This window comes from Erwinia typographi, assembly GCF_000773975.1.
Lineage (GTDB): Bacteria > Pseudomonadota > Gammaproteobacteria > Enterobacterales > Enterobacteriaceae > Erwinia > Erwinia typographi.
In genome coordinates this window covers 91,707-106,793 of the sequence record NZ_JRUQ01000055.1, presented here as the reverse complement: position 1 = coordinate 106,793, position 15,087 = coordinate 91,707, and the positions used below count along the sequence as shown (strand labels likewise).

Here is a 15,087-nt window from a genome sequence, read left to right as displayed (position 1 = left end):
GTTAACGACGACGACGGGAGGGGGTTCTCTTCCCACCGACGGCCGGACTGGGTTTAGGTAGCTCCCCTGTCGGCATGGCTGGCTGCTCAATAGGAAAGACCGGCAGCGCGCCCAGCAACCTCGCGCCGTAGCTCTTGCTCAGCAGGCGACGATCGTAAATAACAATCTCGCCAAAACAGTCGTGGCTGCGGATCAGCCTGCCCACCTGCTGGATCAGGTTAAAGGAGGCGCTCGGCAGACTTTGCACTTCAAAAGGATAGCGCTTCAGGCTTTTCAGCCACTCTCCCTCGGTCAAAATAACCGGACTGTCCACCGGGGGGAAAGCAATTTTATGGATATGCACCTGCGACAGCAAATCTCCTTTCAAATCCAAGCCTTCCGCGAAGGATTGCAGGCCGACGAGAACACTGGTGTCCCCCCGCTGGACGCGCTGACGATGTAACGCAACCAGCGCCGGGCGGGGTTTATCCCCCTGAACCAGCATCATCAGCCGCAGCTCTGGCAGATAAGAGAGAAACTGCTGCATCGCGCGGCCGCTGGCAAACAGCACCAGCACCCCTTTGTGCTTTGCCTGCTTTATCTGCTCGCGGAAAAAGTGCGCCATTTCCGCCAGGTGCTTCACCTCATTCGCCAGTATCGGTTCAAAATGCATCTGGGGGATGACCAGCTTCCCCTGCTCTCTATGGTTAAACGGTGAGTCCAGCGCGACAAAACGATCGCCCACTTCCTCCGTCAGCCCGGTCATCTCCTGCAATCGCTGGAAGCTGCTCAGCGAGCGCAGCGTGGCCGACGTTAATACCACATGCGGAATTTTACGCCACATCAGCTTCTCCAGCTGATCGCTGACGCGGATACCGGCGCAGTGGAACATCAGGTGAGCGGTGCCGTCACGTACCTCACGCGTGGCCCATTTGGAAACCGGCGCGCCAGAGGCTTTTTCCATGGCTGCCAGCCGCCACAGTTTGCTGCTGGCTTCAAACCAGCCCAGCGCCTTGTTCATCTGAATCAACGTCCGGTGCAGTCTGACCACATCAAACTGCCCGGATTTCTCGCTGAGATCGTTCAACAGGGCTTCCGCCAGCCCGCGCAGCCCGTCGCTTAGCTTGAACAGGCGAGCGCAAAGCGTCAGCACCTCTTCCGGCAGCAGCCCCATTTCAAAACGGTATTCCCCTTCCTGATTGTCAGGCGGCAGCCGTTGAGCAAGAATCTGCGACAGCTGCTGGAGCTGTTCGCGCACCTCTTCACAGTGTGCCTTCAGCCGCTCAGGATTGCTCAGCCCCGGCGGCCGTTTAGGGCGGAACTGCGCGAGACACTGCTCGACCAGGCGGCAGAAAAGATCGAGCTGGAGGGTCGTCCAGCCAGGGGTTATCTCCCCGCTCATCTCCAGCGCATCGCGCGCCACGTCCGGCAGGTGGTGGCCCTCGTCCAGCACCAGCAGCAGGTTTTTCGGCGGCGGGAGCACCGACTCCGTCTCCAGCGCCGCCATCACCAGCGCATGGTTTGCCACCACCACATCCGCGTGCTCAATTTCGCGGCGGGCAACATAAAAAGGACACTCGCGGAACCAGTGACAGTTGCTGCCCAGGCAGTTGGCTTTGTCCGTGCTCAGCCGCTGCCACAGTGAATCTTCAATCGACTCATCGCAGCGATCGCGCAGGCCGTCCCACTGATGGCGATTAAGTGTTTTCTCCAGCGTGGTGCAGAGCGCGCGCTCATCCTTGCTGGCGGTCATCTGCTCATCCAGAAACAGCAGCAGATCGCCCTGCTTTTCCTCATCCGTCGCCAGCGCCGACAGGTTGCGCGGACAGACATAGCGCCCACGGCCAAAAGCGGCGGCAAACTGCAAATCGGGGATTATCTTCTTCAGCAGCGGCAGATCCTTGCTGTAAATCTGGTCCTGAAGCGCCACGTTAGCGGTACTGACCACCAGCGGTTTCTGCTCAGCACGGCTCACCGCGATGCCGGGGATTAGATAGGAGAGCGTTTTTCCAACGCCGGTCGGCGCTTCAATCGCCAGGTGACGACCATCATCACCCGCCAGCGTTTTCGCCACTTCGGCAATCATCTGCCGCTGCGGAGCGCGGGGAATAAAGTCGGGAATTTGTTGCTGAAGGGTTTTATACCACTCCGCAATTTGCGCTTTTAACGCGGCAGATAACGCCATGACAACCACTTTTTACTGAAACAGCCTGTATTTTTACACAGTATCCGGCTGGCGTCAGCCTTCTTACATTATTGTGTCGTGGCGGCCCGCATTTTGACCAGGTCGCGAAACGCTCTGATCAATGTCTCCCGGCTGCGTCCACGGCGAAAAATCAGTGAGAAAGGCGCCTGATAGCTGAACTGCTGTGGCGATAATTTTTTCAGCCGCCCCTGTACTACCCAGGGCAGAGCGCAGTGTTCGGGCAGGTAGCCAATATATCGCCCGGAAAGGATCAGGATGAGCTGCGCCTCGATGCTCTCCACCGAGGCCGCGCTGGCCTTAAACCCGCGGCGCGCCAGCTCCGCCTGATTCCAGTAGCTGCGGGTGACAAAACCGTAGTGATGCAGATCGCCCGCCTCGTGCTCCGGCAGGTCGAATAGCTGGTGACTGTCGCTGCAATAAAGCCAGTGCTGCTCATGATGCAACGGCACCGTCACCAGATTATTAACGTTGACCGGGAAGTGGCCGATTGCCAGATCGAGACGGTTATCCAGCACTTTCTGCTGGAGCTCATTCGGATCGCGTACCGAGAGGTTGAGATAGACTGCCGGGTAGCGCTCGCTGAACTGATGGATGCTCTCCGCCAGGCCAAGGCGACCGTCGGTTGACACCGAGTCAACCACCCCCAGCGAAAAGACGCCGCCCTGCTCGGTTTTCAGGCCTTCGACCTGACGATTGAAATCAGACAGCGTGCCCAGCAGTTGCAGGCTGTACTGTAGAAACTGCTCACCGCGAGGCGTAAGCGAAAATCCCCCCCGGCCGCGCTGGCAGAGGACAAAGCCCAGCCGCTGCTCCAGCTCGCTCATATAGCCGCTGATCGCCGGCATGGTCATATTCAGCTCCTGCTGAGCGCGGGCGTAGCCCTGGCAGCGAGCTACCGTGGCAAAAATAGTCAGCAATTTAAGGTTTGGCAGGCGGTGAGTGCTCACGGCAGGTCCTTTCGATCGACAGGAAGTTAGTTCAGGAATCAGTGAACTGATTATTTGCTCTGAGGGATTTTTTCACAAGCCCGTCCGACGGATGATGGCTCTCTTGATTGTTTACAGACCAGGGATAATTCAATGCAGCACGCTGACGACCAGAACTTCCCGCAGCCGCAGAGCGGCAACGAAATGCCCCGCTTTGCCGGGCGAGGTACAATGATGCGCCTGCCTGCTGCCGACAGCCCGGCCGGGCTGGATGCGGCGTTTGTCGGCATCCCAATGGATATTGGCACCTCTCAGCGCTCCGGCACCCGCTATGGCCCGCGCGCTATTCGGGCGGACTCGGTAATGATCAGACCCTACAACATGGCTACGGGCGCGGCACCGTTTGATTCTTTGCGGGTAGCCGATCTGGGTGATGTGCCAATCAACACCTATAATCTGCATAAGTCGGTGCAGATTATCGAAGACTATTATACTGACCTGAACGCCTATCCACTGGTTCCCCTGACGCTGGGCGGCGACCATACGCTGACGCTGCCCGTGCTGCGCGCGCTGGTGAAAAAACATGGCCCGGTTGGCCTGATCCACGTCGATGCTCATACCGACACCAATGACGAAATGTTTGGCGAAAAGATTGCCCATGGCACCACCTTCCGCCGGGCGCTGGAAGAAGGATTGCTGGACCTGAAGCGCGTCATCCAGATAGGCCAACGAGCACAGGGCTACGATTCCGGCGACTTCCAGTGGGGAGTGGATCGGGGTTTCCGGCTGGTCCCCGCAGAGCAATGCTGGTACCGGTCAATGGTTCCTCTGATGGAAGACGTTCGCACCCAGATGGGCAGCGGCCCGGTATACCTTTCTTACGATATTGACAGTTTCGATCCGGCCTGGGCGCCAGGAACAGGGACGCCGGAAGTGGGGGGGCTGACCTCCATCCAGGGGCTGGAAATTGTGCGCGGCTGCCGGGGGCTGAACCTGATTGGCGCCGATCTGGTGGAGGTTTCGCCGCCTTACGATATCAGCGGCACCACTTCGCAGCTGGCGGCCAATATTCTTTATGAAATGCTCTGTGTATTACCCGGAGTGAAATACAACGAAAGGCGCTGAGCGTCGGGACAGTGAAAAGGTCTGGTATGTCTGAACAAAACTTGGTTTTTCCTGCCCGCATACTGCGTGGCGCAGGCGTTATTAATCAATTGGGTGAAGTCTGTCGCAACCTGGGACGGCGCGCCCTACTGATCGGCGGCCATCAGGCGCTGAAAGCCGTTGAGCCACAGGTTCGTAACCAGCTGGCAGATGCCGACGTTGAGCTGCTCGGGAGCGAATGGTTTGGCGGGGAAACTTCGTTAAAGCACATTGCCCGTCTGGGCGAGCTAGCCACTTCGCTGCAAGCCGAGGTGATTATTGCGGCTGGCGGTGGGAAATCGCTGGATACCTGTAAAGCCGTTGGCGCGGAACACAACATTCCGGTGATCACCATCCCGACAATTGCAGCCACCTGTTCCGCCGTTACGCCACTGAGCATTCGCTACGATGACAGCGGCAATTTCCACGATATCTTTCCGCTGCCTCAGGCACCGGCTGCGGTCATTATCGACAGTCAGCTGCTGGCGCAGGCTCCGTTGCGCTGGCTGGCTGCCGGACTGGGCGATACGCTGGCCAAGTGGTATGAGTTTCGCGCGGTCAGCCAGCGTCATCCGGCGCTGGACGCCAGCGCCCGCTCCTCGCTGGCCCACAGTCTGATCTGCTATGAAGTGATTGCCACGCACGGACCAAAAGCCTGTGAGGCCGTGCGTAAAAATCTGCCTGACTATCATCTCGACCAGGCGCTGGATGCGATCTTTACCTTTGCCGGACTGACGTCGCTGATGAGTAACGGCGCCCACGCGGCGGCGGCGCACGCAATTTATGAAGGCTTTACCTTCTGTGATAAAACCCGCGAATACGGCCACGGCCTGCTGGTCGGCTACGGCAATCTCTGCCTGCTGGCGCTGGAAAATCGCAGCGATGAAGAGCTACGGCGTGAAATGGCGCTGGCCCACCAGTGCGGCGTGCCGCTCAGTCTGACGGCCATTGCACAGCTGACGGAGGAAGAGCTTGGGGTCATTGTGCGTGAATCGGTACATGCGCCGGATATGGAGAACATGGCCGAACCGGTGACGGAGGCAGAGCTGTATCAGGCGATAGCCCGCGTGGAAACGCTGGCTACCACCCTGTAATAGCGATCGGCTAAATATCAGTCGCTATACTGACCTGCGATCCTGCGCGAAGTGTGCAGGATCCGCAGAATGCTGATCCAGTCAGGCTCGATAACGTAGATCAAAATAAAGGGAAAACGCGCCAGGGTCATCTTACGCTGATTCGGCTTGCGCCCCGCAGCCCTTCCGGTTTCAGGATGCGCCTCCAGCAGGGAAATCAGCGTCGCAAACTTATCATCCGCCGCGCTGGCTACCGTCAGCCCAGCTTCCTTTAACAGATAACGAAAAACGGCTTCCCTGTCGGCCCGTGCCTGCCTTGCCCAGCGTACTTTCCTTGTCACAGTTCCCCCCGAGCCGCCTTCGCCTTTAGCTCATCCATAGAATCCGTCATTTCGTCATCGCTGATGAACACCGTTTTCCCGGCGTCATAACGCGTAAACGCCTGCTGAATTTCCTGCTCAAGCCATTCATCCTGTGCGCTACCCTGCATTTTCAGCTCCTCTGCTGCCAGTTCCTCTGCCCTTTGACGCATTAACTCCGTTAACGTCATCCTTTTGCGCTCGGCCGCCTGCATAGCCAGACGCTTAATCTCTTCATCAATCCTGAAGTGAATTGTGCTCATAATGAACCCTTCCAATGGTGTCAAACGTGTTGTCATTATGCTCACTCTTCACCCTCCTGTCACGCTTCATCAAGCTAACCTGATGTAAGAGACTGCCCGGGTAAAGCCACCTTGTCACCCCTTTCAGGACAGGATTGCGCAGCGCCTCGAAAATTTTATCCGCACACCTTAACCAGCCAGATCGGTCTCTACCTTGCCAGGTCCCAGCCGTCCGATAAACGGCAGCCTCAGGGCGGGGGATTTCACATCGATTCCCATGTTCAGGCCCAGAATATTCACTTCTATCCCCTCTTCTGCACCCAGCGTTAGCCCCAGCACGCCTAAAATCGACAGCTGGACACCCCGCCCTGAAGGTGGCAATCCAAGCGGGTTGCTCAACGGACGAAAATCTTTGCCGATGGCGTTAGCAGGCAGATCCAGCCTGAGGGCCGGGACTTCCCTGCCAATATGGGCCAGGAAAGTATTGCTGTTTGGACCCGGCCAGACGCGGTATGTGTGCGGCCAGGGGTAGCTTTTTATCGCCGCCTCAATCGCCGGAATCATTGCCGCCGCCGCCGAGCCACGATGGTCGACAATCAGCTGTGGCTTTGCGCCAAACCAGTAGCCGTCCGGCAGCGTGTAATCCTCGCGGATCACGTTGTCACTTCCCCAACTGACGACTTCATAGCGGCTGAAGCGTGTTTCTCCCGCCTTCTTAAAAATGATCCACGGATGAACGGCAAACAACCCGCGCCAGCCGAAGGTGGGGGCAACGTAGACCTGTACGATAGCCGTCTGGCTCAACGCCACGGGATCTGGCGCCAGCTGCGCAGAATCACGCCTGGCGTCAGACCAGCTCTGCCCGGTGAGCGCCACCCCGCTGTGAGCGGCTCTCAGGTAGCTCTGGCCGAAGGAGAGCAGCATCACGCAGAGAAAACCCACCGTTATCACTTTTAACCAGACCATAGTTCCGTCGTCCATCCACCCGAAAGGGTCATTATCTGTTAATCAACAAGTTGACCAGATCTGTCGCGTCTGTCTGCCCCTCCAGCGTCAGGCAATAGTCCTGGAGCTTCGACACCTGCTCTGCTGACAACACCCGGTGCGCCAGCTGCCGGAACTTAAGCAGCAAATCCTCATCACTCAGCGGATTTTGCGGCGATCCCAGTGGCACAGTCACCTGCCTGCGCCAGCGCTCGCCGCTCAAAGTTTCCAGTTCCACCACCGGCTCGTCGCTGCTGGCCTGCTGGCTGTCCACATGCAGTTCAATACGATCCAGCATAACGGCAAGGTCAGCGCTGGTGCGTTTATCGCCGTCGTAAGCCTCCAGCCCCGCATGGCCAAACAGGGCTCGTGCGGCAAGGGCATAAGGCAGGCTCATCTGCGCCGCCGCCAGACTTTCCAGATTGGTATTGCCGCACATATCCAGCAGGAACGGATTCAGGTATACACGAATTTGGGCAATATCGGCAGCACAACAGTCATGTTCAGCCATCAGCAGGCCTATCGCATCAATAGCCGAATGCGTTCCACGGCAGGAGGCATAGGGCTTAATCGAACAGCGGTTGAGTTTCCATACCTGTCCCAGCCCTGCGATCAATGCTTCCGGCTGACGACTGTGCGGCGCGAGGGTTTTCAGAAAGCCCCCCCAGACATCTTCAAAGGTTTGTGACGGCCCGCTCAGACCTTTCTGCGCCAGCATCGCGGCCAGCACCCCACCTTCCGCAGCCCGGCCAGCATGAAGCTTTTTGCTTTGTGAGCCGTCGTGGATAAATCCCCACAGGCCGCCGCTAAAGCTGGCGGCGATGCCCAGCGCCTGCGCCGTTTGGTTCTGATTAAGCTTAAGTAACGAGCAGACCGCCGCCGCCGCACCAAACACGCCGCAGGTTGAGGTGGAGTGCCAGCCAGCTTCATTGTGCGGGGCATAGCCACCGCAGGCTTCAAGCACCCGACGGCCAATATCGTAGCCCAGCACCACGGCAGTAATCAGCGCTTCCCCGGATACTCTCTCCTGGCAAAGCGGTAAAGCGGCGATCACCGCTGGCAGCACCACGGCCCCTGAGTGATCGCAACCGCCAGTATCATCCAGTTCATACATATGCGCCGCAACGCCGTTAAGCCAGGCTGCATTGCGAGGCGAAGTTTGCCGGTCACTTCCCCAAATGCTGGCCACGGGCGCACAACCCTCGGCGATAACGGTTTGCTGTACCGACCGCGCTATCGGGCTGTTGCTACCCGCCAGCGTAGCGCCGAAGGTATCAAGGATATGCCGCTTAGCGCGGGAAACCAGCGCATCGGGAAGATCGCTGAAGCGGGTTTCCGCCACAAACCGGGCAAGCTCGTTCATCGCCTGACTCATGCGTTCTGCTCCCGAAGCTGGCGCTGAAATATCTCAGCCGGATGTTCAGCCACATTTTCGGGCTGCGTCAGCCACCATCCGGCGACGTCCCCCGCAGTGGCCAGCCACACTTTCTCGTGGCTGGCGATAAAGTCCAGCAGCCCGGCCAGCAGACCAATCCTCCCCGCCGTGCCAATAATTTCAGGATGCAGGCGCAGCACATAGCACAGGCCAAAACGGTGAAAACCCTGAAAATCGAGCTTCATATTCTCCAGCGTCTGCTGATAAGAAGCGATGCGGGACTGTCCCGGAGGAACCGCCGGGCTGAGGTTGAAGGCAAAATAGGGTTCATCTTCCAGCTCGTAGTGCAGTGGCAGCTCAACCAGCCGCGTGCCCGGGTGGAAATAAGGCAGATCGTCACCGCGCCAGCCGGAGGACCAGCGAATCCCCTGTTCACTCAGCGCTTCGGCCAGTCCCGGTTTCCACTGTCCGGCGGGGGTGCGAAAACCCACCGGACGCTTACCGCAGGCGGCTTCGAGCCGATCGCAGCCCTTTTTAACGCTGGCAATTTGCTCAGCCAGCGTCAGGGTATCGAAATTCTGATGGCTATCGCCGCTACAGGCAATCTCATGCCCCGCCGCGACAATCCGCGCAAACACCTGTGGATTTTCCTCCGCGACAATGGCGGGCAGGCACCAGCTTGCACGCACGTTTTTCTCCGCCAGCAGAGCCAGCAGGCGATCGACTCCGCGCAGCGTGCCGTAGCGCCAGACGGACAGCGTTTTATCGCGTCCGGCCACGGCGGGTGTGTGGGTAAGAATGCCGTGAATATCGTTAAAATCCAGCGTCAGCACCACGGCGGACTGCTGACCAGCGGGCCAGTGGGTTTGTTCAGTCATGCTGCTGCTCCTGTAAATACCAGTTGGCGACGTCACGACAGCGCGCGAACCAGACATCGCGTTGGCGCATATGGGCGATAAACTGTTCCAGCAGCAGAACGCGGCCCGGTTTTCCGCTGATCTTTGGATGGAACAGCGTGGTCAGACACAGCCCTTCATCCATCGCCCCATCAAACTCGCGGCACCAGTTGTCCAGCGTTAGCGCATAGCTGGCGGTGCGGTCCAGCCCCTTCGGAAAATCGGGTTCGCGGGTATAGGCCAGCGAGGCGTAATCATCCATTTCCCACTTGCCTGGAATCTCCACCAGCGGCTGCTCGTAGCCCGGTACGGCGATAGCGTAAGGTCGGTCGTCGCCGCGCATACTGCTTGAATAGGTTACTCCGGCATCCAGCAGAACGCCGGGGGTCTCCTGATGCCAGTCTCCTGACGGCGTGCGAAAACCCTCGGCACGAATGCCGAGGCGCTGCCAGAAAATCTCGCGGGATTTCGCCATCACCTGACGCTGCTGTTCGCCGCTCAACGCGTAAAAGGACTCGTGGCGATAGCCGTGATAAGCCACCTCATGCCCTTTCTCCACGATCGCCGCACACTGCTGCGGCCACTGCTCAACTATCCAGGCCGGGATAAAAAACGTCGCCGGTACGCTGAACTGCTCCAGCAGATCCAGTATCCTGCCCAGCGCCCGAAACGGACCGTAGCCGCCGAAGGTGAAATACTCCGGCTTCTGCCAGATCGTGCCGTTCAGCATCGCATCGCCGGTAGGCCCATCGAGATCGAAAGCCAGCGCCATACAGCCCTGCTTACCTTCCGGCCAGCGTGGACGAACGTCAGGTGTCATCATGGTTATTTCCCGTTAACGGTTGCCGTTTTTACTGCGTTATCCGCCAGGCCCCATTTGTTAAGGATTTTCAGATAGCTGCCGTCGGCAATCATCGCATTCACCGCGCCCTGTACCGCCGCGATCAGCGCCGGATCGTTTTTATCAATCGCCATGCCGGTAAGCTGCGAAGCAATGGCTTTATCCAGCGGCTTGTAGGTGTTTTTTTCCAGGTTCATCACGTAAGGCAGGGTTTCGCTACCCTGAACGGCGCCGTCAAGACGACGCTGGCGCAGCTGGGTACGCGCATCCGCCGTCCCTTCCGCCCCCACCACGACAATGGCCGGTTTGCCTTTAGCTTCGCAGTTAGCCTGGCTCCATTTGGCAATTTCCTGCGGGAAGGTGGTGCGGCGGCTGGTGCCCACTTTTTTGCCGCACAGATCGGAGGCCGTGTTAATGTCTTTGCGGGCTGCCAGGGTATAGAACTGCGGACCGGTGGTGAAGTAGTCAATGAAGCTGACCACTTTCTGCCGTTCGGTGGTGTCGGTCATCCCGGACATCACCAGATCCACGCGCTTAGTCGCTACGGCGTTGACCATCTGCTCAAAGGCGATTTCCTGCCAGTGAATTTTGATCCCCAGCTTCTCTCCAATGGCATTTCCGAGATCAACATCCACCCCGCTCAGGGTATTGGTAGCCGGATCTTTGAACTCCATTGGCGGGTAGTTAGGCATAATGGCAACCGTCAGTTCCCCTTTTGATTTGACTGCCGCGGGCAGCTCAGCGGCCCAGGCGGCGGAATGCATCAGAACAGCGGCAGCAACGGCAGAAAGTACGATCTTTTTCATCTGAATTACCCTGTTGGTGTTTAAAGAAGAATGGCGGAGATAAAGTTCTGCATCCGCGGATTTTGCGGATTCAGCAGGATGTCTTCAGGCGCACCGCGTTCGATAATGCGCCCCTCATCCATGAACACCACCTGACTGGCTACCTCGCGGGCAAAGCCCATTTCATGGGTAACGACAATCATCGTGGTTCCTTCTTTTGCCAGCGTCCGCATCACGGCCAGCACTTCGCCGACCATTTCCGGATCAAGCGCCGAGGTCGGCTCGTCAAACAGCATCAGCTTGGGTTTCATGGCCAGCGCGCGGGCAATCGCCACGCGCTGCTGCTGACCACCGGAGAGCGCTTGTGGATAAGCGTGGGCTTTGTTCGACAGTCCCACCCGTTCCAGCAGCGCCATGGCTTCTTCAGTGGCCTCGCGCTTAGGCCGTAGCAGGACGCGGCACGGCCCCTCAATCACGTTTTCGAGCGCGGTCTTATGCGGAAACAGGTTAAACCGCTGGAAAACCATACCGGTTTGCAGGCGCTGGCGAGCGATCTGCCTGTCGCTCAGCGGATGCAGTTTGTTACCGGCGATGCGGTATCCGGCCAGCTCGTTATCGATCCAGATCCCACCCCGATCGACCTTCTCCAGCTGATTAATGCAGCGCAGGAAGGTACTCTTCCCGGAGCCGGACGGCCCAAGGATGCACATCACTTCGCCATAGTTCACTTCCAGACTGACGTCCTTCAGCGCGTGAAAATTGTCGAAATACTTATTCACCTCAACGGCTCTGACGATATTTCTCATCGCGTTGACTCCTTAGTTACGGCGGCGCTGGCCGCGGGAGAAGTAGCCCTCAAGGCGGCTCTGCCCAAATGACAGCACGGTGACGATAATCAGATACCAGATGCCCGCCACGAACAGCAGCTCCATCACTCGCGCGTTGGCGTAGTAAATGTTCTGCGTGTTATAGAGCAGCTCGGAGTACTGGATCATGCTGGCAAGGCTGGTGGTTTTGATCATACTGATAAATTCATTGCCCACCGGCGGCAAAATGACGCGCATCGCCTGCGGCAGAATAATGCGATGAAGCGCCTGCAAACGCGGCATACCGATAGACTTCGCAGCCTCATACTGTCCGGTATCCACCGACAGCAGCCCGGCGCGCACCACTTCGGAGGTATAGGCTCCCTGATTAATGCTCAGGCCCAGCAGTGCCGCGACGAACGGCGTCATGACGTTGACGGTTTCCACGCTGAACACGCCGGGAATGGAGATCACCGGGAACACCAGCGCCAGGTTAAACCACAGCAGCAATTGCAGGATTAGCGGCGTGCCGCGAAATACCCAGGCATAGCCCACGGAAATGTAATGCAGTACCGGATTGGGCGACATGTACATAATGGCCGCCACCACGCCGAAAAGAATGCCCAGCGCCATCGCCAGAATCGACATCACCAGCGTGTTGATTACCCCGTCGAGAATGGCGCGGGCGGTGAAAAACTGGCCGACAAACGACCATTCGATTTTGCCCTGAGAGAAAGCGTGCACCAGCGCGGCCAGCAGCAGGACAATCACCACCGTCGCCGTGATGCGCCCGTAATAGCGCTTAGGCACCATCTCGTAATTTTTCAGATCGTACGAACGATCTGCGGCTGCCTTGCTGCCCGTCTCGTTAACGTTTTGCGAAGTATTCATTCCGGCTCCGAAGGTTGAATGCTGACGGACTACAGACGAGGACCCCGATAGGCACCCACCCATTCGGCCTGCTGCTGGCTGCGCTCTTTCAGGCGAGCGATCTGTTCACTGACTCGCGCCGGAGCGGTGCCGCCGAAGCCGTCGCGAGAGTGGACGGCCGCTTCGAGCGTCAGCGCGCTGCGCACCTCCGGCGTCAGGCGGACGTCAACCCCAGCCAGTTGCTCATCGGTCAGATCGGACAGGCCCTGCCCGTGGAATTCGCAAAGCTGCACCAGCTTGCCGGTGATTTCGTGGGCTTCTTTAAACGGCACGCCGCGCATCGCCAGCCAGTCGGCTACTTCCGTCGCCAGCGTAAATCCGTCCGGTGCCTGCGCCAGCAGCTCCGCCTCGTTGACCTTCATGGTTTCAATCATTCCGGCCATCGCTGGCAGCACCAACAGCAGCGTTTCGACGGAATCGATGGCGCTGCGCTTGTCTTCGCTTAAGTCGCGGTTATAGGAGAGCGGCATCGCCTTCATGGTGGCTAGCATCGCCGTCAGGTTGCCAATCAGGCGACCGCTGCGACCGCGGGTCAGCTCGGCAATATCCGGATTTTTCTTTTGCGGCATGATTGAGCTGCCGGTGGCATAGCTGTCGCTGATTTCCACCCAGCGGAACTGCCGGGAAGTCCACAGACAGATCTCCTCGCTGATGCGCGACAGGTTCACGCCAACCATACTGGTGATAAACAGAAACTCGGCCACGTAATCGCGGCTGGCGACGGCATCGATCGAGTTCTCGCAGGGGGCGCGATAGCCCAGTTCTTTAGCGGCCAGTTCCGGACGGCGGGCAATCGCCGAACCGGCCAGGGCAGCAGCGCCCAGCGGCGAAAAGGCGCTGCGGTGGTCCCAGTCCTGAATGCGCTCAATATCCCGGGAGAACGACTGAGCATGAGCCAGCAGCTGATGACCAAAAACAATCGGCTGCGCCTGCTGGAGATGGGTAAAGCCGGGCGCGAGGGTATTGATATGCCGCTCCGCCTGCCCGATCAGCGCCTGTTGCAGCGCCAGCAGCGCCGTGGCGATTTTACGCACGTTGTCACGCAGGTAGAGGCGCAGATCGTTAACCGTCTGATCGTTGCGCGAACGCCCGGCGCGCAGCTTGCCGCCCAGCGCCCCAAGGCGTTCGGTCAGCACGCGCTCAATGAAGGTATGCACATCTTCATCTGCCGCGATCGGATCGACTTTCCCGGCGCGATAGTCGGCGTCAAGCTGGTCGATGGCAGCGGTCATTTCACGGGTTTCGTCCTCAGTCAGCAGCCCTGCGCGCTGAAGCTCATGGGCATGAGCACGGCAGCCGGCAAGGTCATAAGGCGCCAGCGCGAAATAATATTCAGGGCTGCGCGACAGCGCGGTAAGCGCGGCGGCTGGAGGCGTTTTGAAACGGGCGCCCCATAAACGATCGGCACTGTCTGACATGGTTCCTCTCTGATTACGTGGGTTCACGCCTTATTCAGATAAATAAGAAAATCCTCTGAATGAGACACAAACGATAAATAAAAGTTATTTTTGCTTGTCGTCTGGTAATTATCGGGTAATTCAGGTTCACTCTTACTTTCACTGCATTCAGGCTGAGGTTGAATAGTTAATATGGAAAGTAAGGTTTCCAACATGGGAAACATGAATTATTCCCGTACGGATAATTCATCGGTAACCATTAACAATGTCGACCTGAAGTTATTGCGCGTATTTAAGTGCGTGGTGGAAGCAGGAGGGCTGACTTCGGCCAGTCACGAGCTGAATATCGGCCTGGCCGCCATCAGTAAACAGGTTTCCGATTTGGAGATCCGCCTCGGCATGACCCTGTGCAGCCGGGGGCGAGAAGGCTTTGAGCTTACGGAGTATGGCATCACGGTGTATCAGGCCACGCTTGAGCTGTTCTCATCGCTGAACACCTTTCGCGAACGCCTGCATAACAGCCGCAATGAGCTGCTGGGCGATCTGAGTATTAGCGTGGTGGATAACACCATCTCCGACCCGCTTTCCCCAGTCACCAAAGCTGTGCAGCTGCTGCACACGGCTGCACCAAAAGTAAACATCCGGCTGCAAACGGCCCATCTGGACGATATTGAAAAAGGATTAACTGAGGGAAGATTTAATTGCGCGATCGCGCCAGTTTATGATGAAAAAAGCGATTTCGATTATTACCCTGCCTATACTGAGACTTCAGTTTTATATTGCGGCAGCGATCACCTTCTATTTCCCATGAATAACAATGACATTACTATTGAATTATTAAAACAGCAAAAAATCATTAATCATACCTACGTCACACATCGTCATGGCAATAAGCTTTTTGCCTTTAATGAAAGCAACATTCAGGCCGTACAGGTTGAAGCGGTTGCGATGTTAATTCTCACCGGCCATTTTATTGGCTATTTGCCCGCTCATTATGCTGCGCCCTGGGTGCGGGAAAAAAAGATCAGGGCCGTTGGCCCGGACGAACTACAGATGCAGACACCTTTTTGTCTGATTATTAAAAAAGGGCGCAAGATAAATCAGATCATAAAGCTGTTTATGGATTCACTGGGCATTGCCTGACC

Annotated in this window: 15 protein-coding genes; 3 read left to right on the top strand and 12 right to left on the bottom strand. The window is 57.7% G+C overall.

From position 1 onward, the window contains the following. Window position 1: 1 nt before the first annotated feature. The gene (gene dinG, locus NG99_RS19360) at window positions 2-2,164 is read right to left on the bottom strand and encodes an ATP-dependent DNA helicase DinG (RefSeq protein ID WP_034896534.1); all 2,163 of its coding nucleotides are present in this window, start codon (window positions 2,162-2,164) and stop codon (window positions 2-4) included. Window positions 2,165-2,232: 68 nt separating this feature from the next. Continuing rightward, on the bottom strand, window positions 2,233-3,132 hold the full coding sequence (locus NG99_RS19355; protein ID WP_034896533.1) for a LysR family transcriptional regulator: 900 nt from the start codon (window positions 3,130-3,132) through the stop codon (window positions 2,233-2,235). 132 nt (window positions 3,133-3,264) lie between these two features. Here NG99_RS19355 and speB point away from each other — a divergent pair, with 132 nt between their 5' ends. Both speB and NG99_RS19345 read left to right on the top strand, forming a co-directional pair. Then, a complete protein-coding gene (speB, locus tag NG99_RS19350) occupies window positions 3,265-4,236 on the top strand; it encodes an agmatinase (RefSeq protein WP_034896531.1) in 972 nt (323 codons plus the stop codon). A gap of 26 nt (window positions 4,237-4,262) precedes the next feature. Then, a complete protein-coding gene (locus NG99_RS19345; protein ID WP_034896528.1) occupies window positions 4,263-5,348 on the top strand; it encodes an iron-containing alcohol dehydrogenase family protein in 1,086 nt (361 codons plus the stop codon). A 17-nt stretch (window positions 5,349-5,365) separates the two neighbouring features. Here the strand turns inward: NG99_RS19345 and NG99_RS19340 are convergent, their stop codons facing one another. The 10 genes from NG99_RS19340 to argH all read right to left on the bottom strand — a co-directional run bounded on the left by NG99_RS19340 (window position 5,366) and on the right by argH (window position 13,963). Beyond that, window positions 5,366-5,668 (bottom strand): type II toxin-antitoxin system RelE/ParE family toxin, encoded by a 303-nt coding sequence (locus tag NG99_RS19340; protein ID WP_034896526.1) that lies wholly within the window; start codon window positions 5,666-5,668, stop codon window positions 5,366-5,368. After that, window positions 5,665-5,949, bottom strand: a complete 285-nt coding sequence (locus NG99_RS19335; RefSeq protein ID WP_034896524.1) for a damage-inducible protein J — start codon at window positions 5,947-5,949, stop codon at window positions 5,665-5,667. The genes NG99_RS19340 and NG99_RS19335 overlap by 4 nt, the downstream gene beginning before the upstream one ends. Window positions 5,950-6,117: 168 nt before the next feature. Continuing rightward, complete coding sequence (locus NG99_RS19330; RefSeq protein ID WP_034896522.1) at window positions 6,118-6,894, bottom strand: DUF3750 domain-containing protein; 777 nt, start codon at window positions 6,892-6,894, stop codon at window positions 6,118-6,120. Window positions 6,895-6,925: 31 nt separating this feature from the next. Beyond that, window positions 6,926-8,287 (bottom strand): MmgE/PrpD family protein, encoded by a 1,362-nt coding sequence (locus tag NG99_RS19325; RefSeq protein ID WP_034896520.1) that lies wholly within the window; start codon window positions 8,285-8,287, stop codon window positions 6,926-6,928. Next, window positions 8,284-9,165 (bottom strand): polysaccharide deacetylase family protein, encoded by an 882-nt coding sequence (locus tag NG99_RS19320; protein ID WP_034896518.1) that lies wholly within the window; start codon window positions 9,163-9,165, stop codon window positions 8,284-8,286. The genes NG99_RS19325 and NG99_RS19320 overlap by 4 nt, the downstream gene beginning before the upstream one ends. Continuing rightward, entirely contained in the window at window positions 9,158-10,006 is an 849-nt protein-coding gene (locus NG99_RS19315; RefSeq protein ID WP_198138811.1) for a polysaccharide deacetylase family protein, read from the bottom strand. Before NG99_RS19315 ends, NG99_RS19320 begins: the two co-directional genes overlap by 8 nt. Before the next feature lie 2 nt (window positions 10,007-10,008). Next, complete coding sequence (locus NG99_RS19310) at window positions 10,009-10,830, bottom strand: ABC transporter substrate-binding protein (RefSeq protein ID WP_034896516.1); 822 nt, start codon at window positions 10,828-10,830, stop codon at window positions 10,009-10,011. A gap of 20 nt (window positions 10,831-10,850) precedes the next feature. Then, window positions 10,851-11,615 (bottom strand): amino acid ABC transporter ATP-binding protein, encoded by a 765-nt coding sequence (locus NG99_RS19305; protein ID WP_034896515.1) that lies wholly within the window; start codon window positions 11,613-11,615, stop codon window positions 10,851-10,853. A gap of 12 nt (window positions 11,616-11,627) precedes the next feature. Continuing rightward, window positions 11,628-12,506, bottom strand: a complete 879-nt coding sequence (locus tag NG99_RS19300) for an amino acid ABC transporter permease (protein ID WP_034896513.1) — start codon at window positions 12,504-12,506, stop codon at window positions 11,628-11,630. Between the two features lie 29 nt (window positions 12,507-12,535). After that, window positions 12,536-13,963, bottom strand: coding sequence for an argininosuccinate lyase (gene argH, locus NG99_RS19295; RefSeq protein ID WP_034896511.1), 1,428 nt, complete (start codon window positions 13,961-13,963; stop codon window positions 12,536-12,538). A gap of 171 nt (window positions 13,964-14,134) precedes the next feature. Between argH and NG99_RS19290 the strand changes: the two genes are divergently transcribed. Then, window positions 14,135-15,085: a LysR family transcriptional regulator gene (locus NG99_RS19290; protein ID WP_034896509.1), complete on the top strand. Its 951-nt coding sequence runs from the start codon at window positions 14,135-14,137 to the stop codon at window positions 15,083-15,085. The last annotated feature ends 2 nt before the right edge of the window (window positions 15,086-15,087 follow it).